Source organism: Streptomyces sp. NPDC026659 (assembly GCF_040638245.1).
Lineage (GTDB): Bacteria > Actinomycetota > Actinomycetes > Streptomycetales > Streptomycetaceae > Streptomyces.
The window spans coordinates 301,002-315,858 of record NZ_JBEZXY010000007.1; the positions used below are offsets into that span (position 1 = coordinate 301,002).

Genomic DNA, 14,857 nt, shown 5'->3' on the forward strand with positions numbered 1-14,857 from the left:
ATCAAGGCATACGCGATCAAGGCGGCTGATACGGAGGGCATCCACCGCCAATACGAAGGGCGTCCACCGCCGACACGAGGGCGTCCAGCGGCGTCGGCGGGCTGTCGGGCGTCTGTCGGTGGATTGTCAGTGGGGCGTGCGACCTTATGGCCATGACGCGAATCGATGAGAACTCCGGTGGACGCCGGACGACGGTCTCCGTGCGGGGGCTGGTCAAGCACTACGGCGAGACGAAGGCCCTGGACGGGGTCGACCTGGACGTGCACGAGGGCACGGTGATGGGTGTCCTCGGGCCGAACGGCGCGGGCAAGACCACCCTCGTACGCATCCTGTCCACCCTGATCACCCCGGACGCGGGAGAGGCGGTGGTCGCCGGGTACGACGTCGTACGGCAGCCCCGCCAGCTGCGCCGGGTGATCGGCCTGACCGGCCAGTACGCCTCGGTGGACGAGAAGCTCCCCGGCTGGGAGAACCTGTACATGATCGGCCGGCTGCTCGACCTGTCCCGCAAGGACGCCCGCGCCCGCGCCGACGAGCTGCTGGAGCGGTTCTCGCTGACGGAGGCGGCCAAGCGCCCCGCGTCGACGTACTCCGGCGGTATGCGGCGGCGCCTGGACCTGGCCGCCTCGATGATCGGCCGCCCGCAGGTGCTGTTCCTGGACGAGCCGACCACCGGGCTCGACCCCCGCACCCGCAACGAGGTGTGGGACGAGGTGAAGGCGATGGTCGGCGAGGGCGTGACCGTGCTGCTGACCACCCAGTACATGGAGGAGGCCGAGCAGCTGGCCTCCGAACTGACCGTGGTGGACCGGGGCAAGGTGGTCGCCGCCGGTCGGATCGACGAGCTGAAGGCCCGCGTCGGCGGTCGCACCCTGCGCATCCGCCCGGTGGACCCGCTCCAGCTGAACCCGCTCGCCACGATGCTGGACGAGCTGGGCATCACCGGCCTCGCCACCACCACCGTGGACCGCGAGAACAACACGCTGCTGGTGCCGATCCTGAGCGACGAGCAGCTGACCGCCGTCGTCGGCGCGGTGACCGCGCGCGGCATCACCATCTCCTCCATCATCACCGAACTCCCCAGCCTGGACGAGGTGTTCCTCTCGCTCACCGGCCACCGCGCCAGTGCCCCGCAGGACGCCACGCCCGCCGACGCCGACACCCGCGAAGAGGTCGCCGTATGAGTGCCGTCACCACCACCGCTCCGGCCACCCTCACGGCCGACTCCCGGATCACCCTGCGCGGGCATCTCCGGCACACCGGCGCCCTCATCCGGCGCAACCTGCTCTGGATCAAGCAGGACCCGGAGTCGATGTTCGACGCGCTGCTGATGCCGATCATCTTCACGCTGCTGTTCGTGTTCGTCTTCGGCGGCTCGATCGGCAAGGCGCTGGGCGGCGGTCAGGACCAGTACGTCCAGTACGTCATCCCCGGCATGCTCGCGATGATGAGCATGACGATGTCGCAGGGTGTCGGCACCGGCTTCAGCCAGGACTTCAACAGCGGTGTCATGGACCGTTTCCGCTCGCTGCCGATCGGCCGCGGCTCGGTGCTCTTCGCCAAGATCGGGGTCGAGCTGGCCCGGATGCTGTTCGCGACGGTCGTGCTGATGATCGTGGCGGTGCTGGTCGGCTTCCACATCACCAGCTGGTCCGGCCTGCTCGCCACGGTGGGCCTGTCCACGCTCTTCGCGTCCTCGATCATGTGGGTGTTCCTCACCCTCGGCGTCGTGATGAAGAGCGCGCAGTCGGTGCAGGCGATGGGCTTCCTGGTGCTGTTCCCGCTCCAGTTCGGCTCGTCCATCTTCGCGCCGACCAAGTCGATGCCCGGCTGGCTCCAGGCGTTCACCGACTACAACCCGCTGTCCACGCTCGCGGACGCCGCGCGCGGCCTCATGGTGGGCGGTCCGGTGACGCACGACCTGTGGGTGACGGTGGGCTGGTCGGTCGCGATCACCGCCGTGATGGCGCCGGTCGCGATCCACAAGTTCCGCACCAAGAGCTGACCTTGGCGCGCTCACACCAGGGCGGTGGCCTCCGCGAGGGAGAGGCCACCGCCCTCGGCGTACGCGGACGCGTAGGACGCCTCGTCCAGGGCCGCACGGACCCGCGCCTCGGTGAGGTCCCACGCCCGCTGCTCGACGCCGGGCCGGATGTGCCCGGCGGGCAGCAGGGCCACGGAGGCGCCCAGACAGCGGGCGGCATCCCGCGCGCGGTCCTCGTCGCCGGCGTGGGCCAGGGCCCTGGCGGCGACGGTGAGGGCAAGGCTGGGCAGGTGCGGGACGACGACGTCGACCAGGGGATCGGTGACCATTCCGAGTGAGCGGCGGATCAGCTCCAGCGCCCGTTCCATCTGCCCGTCCACCGCGTCCAGCCAGGCTTCCTGGGCGAGGATCATGGCGTCGAAGACGCCGAACCGGGTCATCGCGAACTCCTCGCGCAGCACCCGGAGCTGTTCGCGCGCCTCGGCCGTCTCGCCGGACACCCCGAGCCAGACGGCCAGGAACATCCGGGCCATCATCTTCGACTCGTCCAGCGAGGCGTCGTCGTTGTCGATGGCCGCGCGCAGCAGCCGCTCCCCCCGCTCCCGCTCCCCCGCCTCGATGAGGACGTTGCCCAGGCGCGCGCCGAGGACGATCATCTGCATCCGGGCGCCCAGCCGGCCCGCGTACTCCATCGCGGCCTCGTAGTCGGCGGCCGCCTCGCGGCTGCGGCCCTTGCGCTCATGGGCCTCGCCGCGCGCGGACAGCGCCTCGGCGGTGCCCCAGGCGTCCCCGAGCCGCCGGAAGATCTCCAGTGCCTCGTCGGCGTCGCGGGCGGCGTCGCCCGCCCAGGTGGAGCGGTTGGCGAGCAGATTGGCGCGCATCTGGAGCGAGGTCGCCAGCTCCCACTCGTAGCCCGGGGTCTCCCGGGAGGTGCGCACGGTGGCGTCAATGATCTCGGGCAGCCGTACGGCGCCGTTGGTCAGCAGCTCCGCGAACCACCACAGCATGCCCGGCGTACGGCAGGTCTGCGGCAGTCCCGGCTCGTACACCGTGGTGACGACGCGCAGCTTGGCCTGGATCTCGGGGGCCTGCCAGAGGGCCGGGTCGTTGTCCTGGCAGGCGAGGTGGGCGAGGTGCAGCCCGCGCCGCGCCTCGGCGAGGAGTTCGCCGGTGAACGGCGGCGGGGCCTGCGTGAAGCGTGCGTACACCGGCCGGGCCCGCTCGGCGGATTCCGTGAACGGGTCGGGGCCGAGTGCCATGACGTCCTCGCACCAGGCCCGGGTCTCCAGGCGCTGGTCCCGCATCTGCCAGTACCAGAGCAGGGACAGCACCAGGCTCAGCCCCTCCTGTTCGTCCCCCACGGCGACGGCGTGCCGGAAGGCCGTGCGCAGGTTCTCGTACTCCAGCTGGAGCAGGTCGATGGCCTCGCGCTGGCCCGGGCCGCGCAGCAACGGGTCCGTGGTGCGGGCGAGTTCGCGGTAGTACGTGAGGTGGGCGCGCTCGGCCGCGTCCCGGGCGCCGGCCTCGTCCAGCCGTTCGCGCGCGTACTCCGCGACGGTCTCCAGGAGCCGGTAGCGCATCCCGCCGTCGGCCGAAGGGGTGGCCACCACAAGGGACTTGTCGACCAGGGAGCCGAGCGCGTCGAGGGCGACGGGTCCGCAGACGGCCTCTGCGGCGGCGAGGTCGCAGCCGCCCGCGAAGACGGACAGGCGCCCCAGGACGTCGCGTTCGTCCTCGTCCAGCAACTCCCAGGACCAGTCGACCACAGCACGCAGGGTCTGCTGGCGGGGCAGCACGGTGCGGCTGCCGGAGGTGAGAAGGCGGAAGCGGTCGTCGAGCCGGTCCGCGATCTGACGCGGGGTCAGCATCCTGAGCCGGGCGGCCGCCAGCTCGATCGCGAGGGGCAGCCCGTCAAGACGGAGGCAGATCTCGGCGCACGCCTCGGTGTCGTCCTCGATACGGAAGCCGGGCCGGGCGGCCGCACCCCGGTGGCCGAGCAGCCGTAGCGCGACCGGCTCCGGCAGCGGCTCGACCGGGCGCACCAACTCCCCCGGTACGCCCAGGGGTTCGCGGCTCGTGGCGAGCACGGTCAGCCCGGGGCAGGCGGCGAGGAGGCGTTCGGCGAGCCGGGCGGCGGCGTCCACGACGTGTTCGCAGTTGTCGAGGATCAGCAGCATCCGGCGCCGCGCGCAGTGCTCCACCAGGCGCTCGACGGGGTCGCCGTAGCGCTCGGAGACGGCGCGGGCGCCCTCGACGCCCGCGCCGTGCAGCACGGTCTCGCGGGCGCCGATGGCGGTGAGCACGGCCTGCGGGACGGCCTCGGGCTCGTCCACGGGGGCGAGTTCGGCGAGCCACACCCCGTCGCGGACGGTGTCCCGGACCGCCTCGGCGGCCTCCTGGGAGAGCCGCGTCTTGCCCGCGCCGCCGGGGCCGAGCAGGGTGACCAGGCGGGAGGCGGCGAGGTCGGCGCCGATGGCCTCGATGTCGCTCTCGCGGCCGACGAAGGAGGTGAGCCGGGCGGGCAGGTTGCCCGGCGCGGGGCGCGCGGCGGCGGCCGGAGCGGGCATCGGGCGCGGCGGCGGGGCGCCCTCGGTGAGCAACTCGGTGTGCAGCGCGCGCAGTTCGGGCCCGGGGTCGGAGCCGAGCCGGTCGGCGAGGAGCTGTCGTACGTCCTCGTAGGCGGCCAGTGCCTGGGCGGGGCGGCCCGCGTCGCGCAGGGCGCGCAGGCGCAGCGCCTGGAGGGGTTCGTCCAGCGGGTGGCTGTCGCACAGGGCGGCCAGCTCGGGCAGGGAGCGCTCGGCCTGGCCGAGGGCGAGGGCGGCGGTGTGCCGGGCGCGCAGGGCGTCCAGGCGGCGCGCCTCCCAGCGGGCGGCCTCGGCGGTGCGGTCGGGCAGGTCGGCGACGACCGGGCCCTGCCAGAGGGCGAGGGCGTCGTCGAGGACCCCGGCGGCCTTGGCCGGGTCGCCGTCGGCGAGGGCGCCGAGGCCGTCGGCGGTGAGCCGGTCGAAGCGGGTGAGGTCGATGTCGTCGGGGGCGGCGGCGAGCCGGTAGCCGCCGTCGGCGGAGGCGATGGCACCGGCGCCGAGGGCGCGGCGGAGGCGGCCGATCAGGGCCTGGAGGGCTCCGGCCGCGTCGGCGGGCGGGTCGGCGCCCCACACCTCGTCCACGAGGACGGCGGCCGGTACGGTCCGCCCGGCCCGCAGCGCGAGCACGGTCAGCAGGGCACGCAGCCGCGCCCCGCCGACGGGGACGGCCGTGCCGTCGGGGCGGAGTGCCTGGGTGGTGCCGAGAAGCCGATAGCGCACGGGGTTCATTGTCTCCGGTCGGACCGCTTGGTTCGGCGGCGGGCACGGGATGCCGGGGGCGGGGGCCCGGCGGGCCCGTCCGGGACCTCCAGGGTGACGAGGGCGCCGGAGGTGCGGTGGACCAGGGCGCCGGACACGGGGTCCGGCTCCTCGGTGTCGGGCGCGAACCACTTGGGGCAGGCGTCGACCGTCTCCAGGGTCCAGGCGCCGGGGACCGGCTGGTGGGTGGGCGACTCCTGCGGGCGGTACAGGTAGGTCACGTGGACCAGTTCGACGGCACGGACCCGGCCCTCGGTCGCGGGGCCGCGCCCGCCGTGGTTCTCCACCCAGGACCCGGCGCCGTAGGTCCGGCCCGGATCTCCGGTCTTCCGCACGGGGACGAGGTTCCAGCCGACCCGGTCGCCGACCGAGAAGGGGTCGCCGCAGCACTCCAGCTGCCAGTCCTCGTAGAAGACCTTCATCAGTGCCATCCCCCCAGCCTCTCGGAACCGGGGGCCGGTGGCGAGGCGTTTTCCCGGCGCGTCCCGGCCGGGTACGGTCGGGCACCCGACCGTCCGTCCGATCCGCGCGGCGCGCCGCCCGATCCGTACCGCCCGATCCGTACCGCTTCGCCCGGTAAACACTCTTCAGGAGCCGCCCATGACCACCGCAGCGACCCGTCCCGGCGACCGCCGGGTCAGTCCCGTCTTCGTCGGAATCCTCGCCGTGGCGGCGGTGACCGGCTGGGCGACCTGGACCGGGTTCGCCGCGAAGCCGGGGCTCGCGGTGTTCCTGTTCGTGACGGCGGCCTGGATCGTCTCGCTGTGCCTGCACGAGTACGCCCACGCGCGCACCGCGCTGCACGGCGGGGACATCTCCATCGGGGCCAAGGGCTATCTGACGCTGAACCCGCTGAAGTACACGCACGCCCTGCTGAGCATCGTGCTTCCGGTGCTGTTCGTGATCGCGGGCGGAATCGGCCTGCCCGGCGGCGCGGTGTTCATCGAGCGCGGCCGTATCCGGGGCCGCTGGCGGCACAGCCTGATCTCGGCGGCGGGCCCGCTGACGAACGTGGCGTTCGCGCTGGTGTGCGCGGCGCCGTTCTGGCTGGGCGCGGCGGGCAGCGTGCCGCGCGACTTCCGGTACGCGCTGGCGTTCCTCGTCCTGCTCCAGGTGAGCGCGGCGATCCTGAACTTCCTGCCGGTGCCGGGCCTGGACGGCTACGGCGTGATCGAGCCGTGGCTGCCGTACGGGATCAAGCGGCAGCTGGAGACGTTCGCCCAGTTCGGCATGTTGCTCGTCTTCGCGCTGCTGTGGGTGCCCTCGGTCAACGCGGCCTTCTTCGACCTGGTCTACGACGTGCTGCGCGCCCTGGGAGTGAGCGACGGGGCCTCCGACTGCGGCTACTGGCTCTACCGCTTCTGGAGCGAGGCCCCGGCGTACTGCGCGGTCAGCCCGTGACGGACTTGGCGGCTCCGGCCCGGCTCCGCTTGAAGTAGAACCAGGTCATGTTGGAGGTCAGCCCCGCGAGCAGCACCCAGACGATCCCGAGCCAGCTGCCCTGGACGAACGAGACGACGGCCGCGGCCACGGCCAGGAGGCAGACGGCGAGGGTGACGAGGGCGATGCGGGGCATGGGGTCGGCTCCTGTCGGGGGACACTGCTACGCGCACCAGTGTCCCCCATGGGCCGCCCCCGCCCGGCGCCGGTCTCAGACGTCGGTGACGCGCAGCCCGGCGTGCGCCTTGTAGCGGCGGTTGGTGGAGATCAGGTTGGCGACGAGCCCCTCCACCTGGTGGGCGTTGCGCAGCCGCCCGGCGAAGACGCCGCGCATGCCGGGGATGCGCCCGGCCAGCGCCTGCACGATGTCGGTGTCGGCGCGCTTGTCGCCGAGGACCATCACGTCGGTGTCGATCTCGTCGATCTCCGGGTCCTCCAGGAGGACGGCGGAGAGGTGGTGGAAGGCGGCGGTGACCCGGGAGTCCGGGAGCAGCGCCTCGGCCTGCTGGGCGGCACTCCCCTCCTCGGGCGTGAGCGCGTAGGCGCCCTGCTTGTCGAAGCCGAGCGGGTTGACGCAGTCCACGACGAGCTTGCCCGCGAGGTCCTCGCGGAGCGACTTCAGGGTGTCGGCGTGGCCGTCCCACGGCACGGCGACGATCACGACGTCGCTGCGGCGCGCGGTCTCGGCGTTGTCCGCGCCCTCGACACCGTGGCCCAGCTCCTCGGCGGCCGCGTGGGCGCGCTCGGCGGAGCGGGAGCCGACGATCACCTTCTGCCCCGCCTTGGCGAGCCGGTACGCGAGCCCCTTGCCCTGCGGCCCGGTGCCGCCGATGACGCCGACGACCAGGCCGGAGACGTCGGGCAGGTCCCAGGGGTCCTTGGCCGGGGCCTTCGCGGGGGTCGGGGCGGCGGTCTGTGCGCTGTCGCTGGTGGTCATGGGGCCGACTCTACGTCCGCGCGGCCTCGCGCACCCGCGCGGGTGAGTCCTCGGTTCGGGCGAACCTCAAGTGAACTGCGGGACGAATGGGACCGGTTGAGGCAGGATGCGGGCGCATGGACGCCGTACGGGTCGCGCTGCTGCGCGAAGTGCTCGCCGGGACGGAGTGGTTGGGGGCCACCCGCCGGTTCGCGGGGGTGCTGCGCGGATCGGTGACGGCACACGGCGGCGGGCTGCTGCTCGCCGGGACGCCGGAGTACGAGCCCTGGCACCTGGCGGCCCATCTGGTGGACGAGGCGGCCTGGTCGGGCACGCCGGAGCTGGCCCCCGTCCTGGTACGCCACCACGCCCGCCCCTCCGACCCCGCGCATCTGGCGGTCGGCCCGGGCCGGATCGCGGAGGCCCGCCGGGGCGAGACCCTGCTGGTGGTGGCCCCGGACGAACCGGCGGCCCTGCTGGAGCGGGTCCACACGGCCCGCCGCGCCGGGGTGACCGTCCTGGCGCTCGGCGCGGGCGACGGCGAACTGGCCGCGATGGCCCACGACGTCCTGGCCGTCCCCGAGGGCGCCGAACTGGACCTGGACAGCGTGCAGCACCTGGTGAGCGCGGCGGCGGGCGAGAACGCGGGGCCGCCGAGGGCGCGGCGGGGCTTCAAGGACCGGCTGTCGCGGCTCGCGGAGATCCTGACGGCGCCGCCCGCGGCGCCCTGGTAGGGCGCCGCGGGCGGCACGTCGATGCGCGTACGGGTACGGCCGTCAGGCCTTGTCGCTGCCCTCGTCCTCGCCGGACTGGGCGTCCTGCCAGCGGGGGTCGTGCTCCCACTCCTCGTTGCGCTCATGGGCGGTCTCCATGGCGTGCCGGGCCTGCTCCGGCGTGGCGTACGGGCCGAAGCGGTCCTTGCCGGGGCAGTCGGGGCCCTCCTCGACCTTCTTGTGCTCCAGGCAGTAGTACCACTCGCCCGGCTTGCCCTGGGTGCGCTTCTTGAACACGGACATCAACGGCTCCTCTCGCCACACACATGTTCCCCCATGCCCGCTGGTTAGACTCGCTGGCATGTCTGGCCAGTCGCTGCTCGTACCAGGGGAGCTGTCTCCCACCCGTCCGGTGCCCGGAAACATCCGCCGCCCCGAGTACGTCGGAAAGCCCGCGCCCACTCCGTACACCGGACCGGAGGTGCAGACCCCCGAGACGATCGAGGCCATGCGTGTCGCCGGCCGGATCGCCGCCCGGGCGATGGCGGAGGCGGCGAAGATCATCGCCCCCGGCGTCACCACGGACCAGCTGGACAAGGTCGCGCACGACTATATGTGCGACTACGGCGCCTATCCGTCCACTCTGGGCTACCGGGGCTTCCCCAAGTCCCTGTGCACCTCGGTCAACGAGGTCATCTGCCACGGCATCCCGGACTCGACGGTCCTCAGGGACGGCGACATCGTCAACCTGGACGTGACCGCGTACATCGGCGGGGTGCACGGCGACAACAACGCCACCTACCTGGTCGGCGAGGTCGACGACGAGTCCCGCCTGCTGGTCGAGCGCACCCGCGAGGCCCTGAACCGCGCGATCAAGGCGGTCCGTCCCGGCCGTCAGATCAACATCATCGGCCGGGTCATCGAGTCCTACGCCAAGCGCTTCGGCTACGGCGTCGTACGGGACTTCACCGGACACGGCATCAACTCGTCGTTCCACTCCGGCCTGATCGTCCCGCACTACGACTCCCCGCACGCCACCACCGTCATCCAGCCGGGCATGACCTTCACCATCGAGCCCATGCTGACGCTCGGCACCCACGAGTACGACATGTGGGACGACGGCTGGACCGTGGTCACCAAGGACCGCAAGCGCACGGCCCAGTTCGAGCACACGCTGGTGGTGACGGACAGCGGGGCGGACATCCTGACGCTGCCGTAGGAGCCCTCACCGGTCCGGCCGCCCCAGGGGCACCGAGGCGAAGGGCTCCCACTCGTACATCCGGTTGTCCCGGTGGATCACGATCAGGTCGGCGCGGGCGATCCGGGCCCGGGCCGGGGCGAAACCGCCTGTGCCGAGTGCCTTGAAGACAGGCTCGGCCGGTCCGTCGCTCGCGCTGTAGGCCACCGACACGTGCGGGGTGAAGCCGTCCGCGTTCTCCGGGATCCCGGGCAGCACGTCACCGATCGCGCTGCGGATCGCACTGCGGACGGCGTGCACGGGACCGTCCGGATGGACGTGCAGGAGGATGGCCTCCGGGTCCGGCTCGTGTGGTCCCACCTGGACGTCGAAGGCGGGGATGGCGGCCAGGTGTTCGCCGGCCGCGTCGACGACGGCCCGCACGTCCTGTTCCCCGACCTCGCCGACGAACCCGATCCCTTGCATGGTGAGGTGCAGCCACCGGTCCGGGACGAGGGTCAGGGCGTCTCCGAACGGGGCCAGTGCGGAGCGGTACTCGGCCGCGAGCCGGTGCACGTCCTTCTGCCCCTCGAACGTCAGGTGCCAGGTGTAGAAGCGGCGACCCACGTTCCAACCGGGCCGCCACCACCAGTGATTTCGCATGGCGTCGAACGAAGTCATGCGGCGATCAAATCAGGCTGCCTCTGTGCCTGGCGAGAGCGCGAGGCGGCGCGGAGCCGAGTTCACGCACCACTCCTCGATGGCCGCCCGCAGTCCGGCCGACGCGGCACCGCCCATGCTCATGCCGCTCGTGAGTTCGCCGAGACGCCGAGTGACAGGTGCCATGCGCTGGTCAGGCGGGAGGGCCAGTACCGGTGTGAGCGCTTCGAGCGCCCCTTCGGCTTCCCCGGTAGCAAGGTGTGCCGCAGCCTGGCTGATGTGAATCTGCGCCGCAGTGCCGTACGCCCTTACTGGCTGGGTGGCCAGCAGCTCCAACGCTCGCTCAGCGGCGCCCAGTGCATCGGCCGGGCGTCCGACACGGAGATGCACAGCCGCCGCGTAGTTCTCCTCCCTCGCAGGCTGGCACGCGAAAACGCCCCCGATCAGATCCTGGCCCGAAGAGATACTCCGCGCCTCCTTGGCCTGGGAGATCGAGAGCATCGCCTCATCGCCGGCGCCCAACTCCGACCAGGCGTCCGCCTCCTGGCATGCGAGGAGGACGGCGACGGAGCCCGAGGCGCGGTACGTGGACCCGCGCCGTGCAAAAGCGATGGCATCACGATGGCGTCCGTCCCAGAAAGCCACCTTCAAACGAGTCGACAGTACCCATGTCCGCAGGTCGTTCTGTCCGGCCAGCTCGGCGCACAACCACGCCGTACGGCCCTGTGTTTCCGCATCGCGCAGCTGCCCCAGGTCCGAGGACATCCAGGCGAGCAGGCCGCACAGGTAACCGGCACAGACGTAGAGGTCTGCGGACTGGCGGGGGTACTGGTGGCCTTCGAGCAGGGAGAACACCCGGTCCCGCAGTGTGCGGGTCCGCTGGAACAGCCCGAGAGGGTCCGAGGTGAGGTAGTCGGAAGCCAGGGCCCGGGTCTCCGCCATCAGCTGTTCGAGGGCGATGTCCCCGACGTTCGAGCCTTCGGCCCAGGCGGCCCAGGTAGCCGACTCGTCAGCCGCGAGGTGCACCAGGTCGGGCCCGGTGGGCTCCACAGCCGTCGCGCTCTGCGGGGCTTCGATGGCGGTGGGGGCATCAGTGGCGACGCCTCGCGTTCCGCTGATGACCTGAAGGTCGGCATCCGGCAGGGAGTTCCGGTCGTCCAGGTCGAGAAGATCCGCGGCCGTGCACTCGTAGGCATCAGCCATCGAGAACAGGACCGGCAGGCTCGGCCGCCGGGAGGACATGCTCGGCCACTTCTCCCATTTTCCGACGAGCGAGGCGTCTGCGGCGACGGCTTCGCCGGGGCGCCTGACGCTGGTCTGGGTGATGTGGTCGGCCGCCTCTTGGAGTGTCCAACCGCGGGCGTGCCGCCATGCCTCGCGCGGACGCATTCGATAGCGGGTACGCATCTCCACCGCGATGTCCATGTGACTGGCTCCTTTGGCCAGCATCGCGGTGCGCAGGGCATCTCGGTCGGCCTTCGAGCCAGCTTTCATAGGGGCGTTCACGATGTGCTCCCTACACAGGTGCTTGGTGAGCTCAAGGTAGCGGCGCCGTAACTCTCCTGAGTGACGGCTGACCGCAACGGACCCTGGATTCAGCCCACTTCCGAGCCCAATTTCCGGTATCCGCGCCGGCAGTACGGGCGTGAGGTGTCCAGAAAACTTGGCCACGGGCGCCCGTGACGCCGAGGGCGGAAGACGGAACCGTAGAAGGGCGCCGGGGCCCGTGCTCCGGAGCGGATGCGCTTGCCGGATGCAGGCACCTCTGCGACGGCGGTGACCGGTCCGGGGGCATGGTCAACACCGCCCAAGGAGCGTCGACATGATGAACCATACGGCCTCGAGCGGAACGCCGGCGATGACGATCAGGGTGTACACGGTCACGCACGACGGGGTTGTCACCGCGCGGCGCCCCACCGTGGTCGTCACCTACGACCGCAAGGCCGTGCCCTCGCCGATGAGCACCGCACTGCCGCCCTGCGCCTGCCCGATCCACCGCGGGGAGACCAACCGGTGAACGACACACGGACGAGAACCGGAGACGCTCCCAGCCGCGCCATGACGCGCGCCGCCGCTTCCGTCTTCTTGGACCAGAAGACGCTTCCGCGCCACGGCACCGTGAAGGCATTCGAAGCCGACTTCCGCACGGCGCTCGCCGAGGCCCGGCACCGGCTCGCCGCGCAGGAAGCCCAAGGACTGCAAGGCGAGTTCGTGCGGGTGAAGCAGCTCGCCGCGTCGGTCGTCTCCATGTGCGCCCACCTCGACGTACTGAGCGGCCTGGGACGTGCCCGCTGCACGACCAGCCGGGCGAGCCGGGCGAACTGGACGCCCGCGTCGGCCCCGTTCGCTGCCCCTGCGCGGCCGCCGCCCGCCGATCCTGACGGCGACCGCTTTGCCCGGCATCACCGGCCCCATGGCGACCGCTTCGCAAGCACTTGGAGGACCGGGGCGCCGCCGACCCAATCGGGGTGGGTGGCAAGGAACATGAACACACCGAAGGAGAACACGATGAAGGAAACGCTCACCTGGCGGATGGCCAAAGGCGGCGGTGGCGGTGAAGGCGGGGACGGCCTGCCCGGTGAGCCGTGGCCGGGGCCGGAGGAGCCGCCGTCCCCCGACGGCGGACCGAGGGGCATCGGCTGAGATGACACTCACCGGAGTGGAGGAGGGACGGTCCGAGCTGGGCCGCTCCCTCCTGGAACGCAAGCACATGTCGGCCGATTGGCTACCGACGTTCGCCGCCGTGCCCCGGTCCGCCTTCCTGCCCGATGTCATGTGGCCGCACGACATGGACACCGGCGCCACCGTCACCGTCGACCGACGCGAGGAGCCGGAACGCTGGACCTCGTACGCCAACGCCGACGTACCGGTCGTCACCCAGTGGGACGACGGCGCGGGAGAAGGACAAGGCGACGTGCCCACCTCGTCGGCGTCGATGCCCTCGGTCGTCTTCCGGATGCTGGCCGCCCTGGAAGCCGAGCCCGGGCACCGCGTCCTGGAGATCGGCACCGGGACCGGCTGGAACGCGGGACTCCTGGCCCACCGGCTCGGCACGGACAACGTGGTGAGTATCGAGGTCGACCCGAAGGTGGCCGACGCCGCCCGGGAACGCCTCGCCGCGCAGGGGCTGCTCGGTACGGTCCTCACCCGGGACGGCCTGGAAGGCGACGAGGCGGGCGCCCCGTACGACCGGATCACCGTGACAGCCGGAGTCCGGGAGATCCCGGGGGATTGGCTTCGCCACACCAGGGAGGGTGGGATCATCCTCGCGCCCTGGGGGACACACTTCGGCCACGGGGACGCCCTCGTACGGCTCCGCCGGAGTGAGGACGGCGGCCGCGCCGAGGGCCGGTTCCTGGGACCCGTGGAGTTCATGAAGCTGCGGTCCCAGCGGTCCCCGTTCGCCGGGCACGCCGCCTACGTGCCGGACGGGGTGGGCGATGCCGACCGCAGCACCACCACCGTCACCGAGGAGCAGCTGCTCGGCGACGGCCGGTTCGCTGTCGCGCGGTTCGCCGTGGGACTGCGGGTACGCGACTGCCACCACCAGGCGTCGGACAAGCGCGACGGCGCCCGGCCGGTGTGGTTCTACGGCCTGGCCGACCGGTCCTGGGCCTGCGTGATGTTCCGCGACGGCCATCCCGCGGCCACGGTGTGGCAGTCCGGTCCCCGCAGGCTGTGGGATGAGGTGGCGGACGCGCTCGCCTGGTGGGAAGCAGCCGGCGAACCGGGCTACGAGCGGTTCGGACTCACCGTCACCGTGTACGACCAGTCCGCGTGGCTGGACCGCCCGAAGAACGCCTGGACCCTCTGAAACCGGCCCGCCCAGCTGCTTCCCCCCGCAGCAAAGGGGCGGGACCTCCCCAGGCCGTCAGTCGATGAGGCCGGCTCCGGGGACGGCTCCCTGGACGCGACCCGCCCGAGAACCCGCCGTACGGGCGCTCACCGCTCCAGATACACCCGCCCGCCGACCTCCACCCACCCGTGCGGCTGTGGTGCCGTGAGGATCTGGGAGCCCGCGCCCTGGGTGATGTTGAGGGCGCGGCCGAGCTGGTCGGTGAGGAGGAGGGCGGCCGCGCCGGTCGCCTCGTCCTCGTCGATGCCGTCGTTCCGGCCGGGGAAGGCGCGGGCGCGTATCCGGCCCGCGGCCTCGTCCTCCCAGGCCCAGGCGTAGATCCACTCGCCGGACGGCGGCACCTCCAGGGCGTTCACCTCGGCCGCGCTCGGGTACTGGCGCAGGGTGCGCGGCGGGGCCCACTCCGCGCGGGCCTCGATCCAGGTGAACTCGCCGTCGAGGCGGGTGCCGACCTCCCCGGCGGGCGTGACCAGTTCGGGCACGTCGAGGAGCCAGGCGGTGCCGACGCAGGGGTGGCCCGCGAAGGGCAGCCGTGAGGTGGGGGTGTAGATGTCGATCACTCCGCGCTCGGGGTCGTCCACGAACACGGTCTCGCTGAAGCCGAGCTTGGCGGCGAGCTCCTGCCGGTCGTCCCGCTCGGGCACCAGCGAGCCGTTGCGGACGACACCGAGTTCGTTGCCGTAGCCGCCGGTGGGTCCGCAGAAGACGCGGAGAACGTCGTAGTCAGTCACCCGCGCATTGAAGCATCGAGACCGCTTGGGGTGCTC

The 14,857-nt window shown here is 72.1% G+C and carries 16 protein-coding genes; 8 read left to right on the forward strand and 8 right to left on the reverse strand.

Annotation, left to right across the window (positions count from 1 at the left end):
• The first annotated feature begins 152 nt into the window (after positions 1-152).
• Together AB0E91_RS19785 and AB0E91_RS19790 are read left to right on the forward strand one after the other, a co-directional pair.
• Complete coding sequence (locus AB0E91_RS19785; RefSeq protein ID WP_361783176.1) at positions 153-1,184, forward strand: ATP-binding cassette domain-containing protein; 1,032 nt, start codon at positions 153-155, stop codon at positions 1,182-1,184.
• Complete coding sequence (locus AB0E91_RS19790) at positions 1,181-2,005, forward strand: ABC transporter permease (protein WP_361783179.1); 825 nt, start codon at positions 1,181-1,183, stop codon at positions 2,003-2,005. The genes AB0E91_RS19785 and AB0E91_RS19790 overlap by 4 nt, the downstream gene beginning before the upstream one ends.
• 11 nt (positions 2,006-2,016) lie before the next feature.
• Here the strand turns inward: AB0E91_RS19790 and AB0E91_RS19795 are convergent, their stop codons facing one another.
• Positions 2,017-5,298 carry a BTAD domain-containing putative transcriptional regulator gene (locus AB0E91_RS19795; protein WP_361783182.1) on the reverse strand — a complete coding sequence of 1,094 codons (3,282 nt, stop codon included), beginning with the start codon at positions 5,296-5,298 and terminating at the stop codon, positions 2,017-2,019.
• Positions 5,295-5,759, reverse strand: coding sequence for a DUF6578 domain-containing protein (locus AB0E91_RS19800; RefSeq protein ID WP_361783185.1), 465 nt, complete (start codon positions 5,757-5,759; stop codon positions 5,295-5,297). Before AB0E91_RS19800 ends, AB0E91_RS19795 begins: the two co-directional genes overlap by 4 nt.
• Before the next feature lie 169 nt (positions 5,760-5,928).
• Between AB0E91_RS19800 and AB0E91_RS19805 the strand changes: the two genes are divergently transcribed.
• Positions 5,929-6,729 (forward strand): site-2 protease family protein, encoded by an 801-nt coding sequence (locus AB0E91_RS19805; RefSeq protein ID WP_361783188.1) that lies wholly within the window; start codon positions 5,929-5,931, stop codon positions 6,727-6,729.
• On the opposite strand, the gene AB0E91_RS19810 is transcribed toward AB0E91_RS19805, so the two are convergent.
• Positions 6,719-6,904, reverse strand: coding sequence for a hypothetical protein (locus tag AB0E91_RS19810; RefSeq protein ID WP_361107641.1), 186 nt, complete (start codon positions 6,902-6,904; stop codon positions 6,719-6,721). The two genes, AB0E91_RS19805 and AB0E91_RS19810, sit on opposite strands and share 11 nt — an antisense overlap.
• 75 nt (positions 6,905-6,979) lie before the next feature.
• On the reverse strand, positions 6,980-7,705 hold the full coding sequence (gene npdG, locus AB0E91_RS19815) for an NADPH-dependent F420 reductase (protein WP_361783191.1): 726 nt from the start codon (positions 7,703-7,705) through the stop codon (positions 6,980-6,982).
• Between the two features lie 116 nt (positions 7,706-7,821).
• On the opposite strand from npdG, the gene AB0E91_RS19820 reads away from it, so the two are divergent.
• Positions 7,822-8,418 carry a hypothetical protein gene (locus AB0E91_RS19820; RefSeq protein ID WP_018545419.1) on the forward strand — a complete coding sequence of 199 codons (597 nt, stop codon included), beginning with the start codon at positions 7,822-7,824 and terminating at the stop codon, positions 8,416-8,418.
• Between the two features lie 42 nt (positions 8,419-8,460).
• Here the strand turns inward: AB0E91_RS19820 and AB0E91_RS19825 are convergent, their stop codons facing one another.
• On the reverse strand, positions 8,461-8,700 hold the full coding sequence (locus AB0E91_RS19825) for a hypothetical protein (RefSeq protein WP_361783194.1): 240 nt from the start codon (positions 8,698-8,700) through the stop codon (positions 8,461-8,463).
• 58 nt (positions 8,701-8,758) lie between these two features.
• Between AB0E91_RS19825 and map the strand changes: the two genes are divergently transcribed.
• Positions 8,759-9,616, forward strand: a complete 858-nt coding sequence (gene map / locus AB0E91_RS19830) for a type I methionyl aminopeptidase (protein ID WP_361783197.1) — start codon at positions 8,759-8,761, stop codon at positions 9,614-9,616.
• A 6-nt stretch (positions 9,617-9,622) separates the two neighbouring features.
• Here map and AB0E91_RS19835 read toward each other — a convergent pair whose 3' ends face one another.
• Together AB0E91_RS19835 and AB0E91_RS19840 are read right to left on the reverse strand one after the other, a co-directional pair.
• Positions 9,623-10,255 (reverse strand): 2'-5' RNA ligase family protein, encoded by a 633-nt coding sequence (locus tag AB0E91_RS19835; RefSeq protein WP_361783200.1) that lies wholly within the window; start codon positions 10,253-10,255, stop codon positions 9,623-9,625.
• Between the two features lie 12 nt (positions 10,256-10,267).
• Entirely contained in the window at positions 10,268-11,659 is a 1,392-nt protein-coding gene (locus tag AB0E91_RS19840) for an XRE family transcriptional regulator (protein WP_361783203.1), read from the reverse strand.
• Positions 11,660-12,092: 433 nt separating this feature from the next.
• Between AB0E91_RS19840 and AB0E91_RS19845 the strand changes: the two genes are divergently transcribed.
• From AB0E91_RS19845 to AB0E91_RS19855, 3 genes are read left to right on the forward strand one after another with little or no spacing between them, the layout of a single operon-like run.
• Positions 12,093-12,251 (forward strand): hypothetical protein, encoded by a 159-nt coding sequence (locus AB0E91_RS19845; protein ID WP_361783206.1) that lies wholly within the window; start codon positions 12,093-12,095, stop codon positions 12,249-12,251.
• A gap of 41 nt (positions 12,252-12,292) precedes the next feature.
• Complete coding sequence (locus tag AB0E91_RS19850; protein WP_361783209.1) at positions 12,293-12,877, forward strand: hypothetical protein; 585 nt, start codon at positions 12,293-12,295, stop codon at positions 12,875-12,877.
• 1 nt (position 12,878) lies between these two features.
• Positions 12,879-14,048, forward strand: coding sequence for a methyltransferase domain-containing protein (locus tag AB0E91_RS19855; RefSeq protein ID WP_361783212.1), 1,170 nt, complete (start codon positions 12,879-12,881; stop codon positions 14,046-14,048).
• Between the two features lie 128 nt (positions 14,049-14,176).
• On the opposite strand, the gene AB0E91_RS19860 is transcribed toward AB0E91_RS19855, so the two are convergent.
• Positions 14,177-14,821 carry a PhzF family phenazine biosynthesis protein gene (locus AB0E91_RS19860; protein ID WP_361783215.1) on the reverse strand — a complete coding sequence of 215 codons (645 nt, stop codon included), beginning with the start codon at positions 14,819-14,821 and terminating at the stop codon, positions 14,177-14,179.
• Positions 14,822-14,857: the final 36 nt, after the last annotated feature.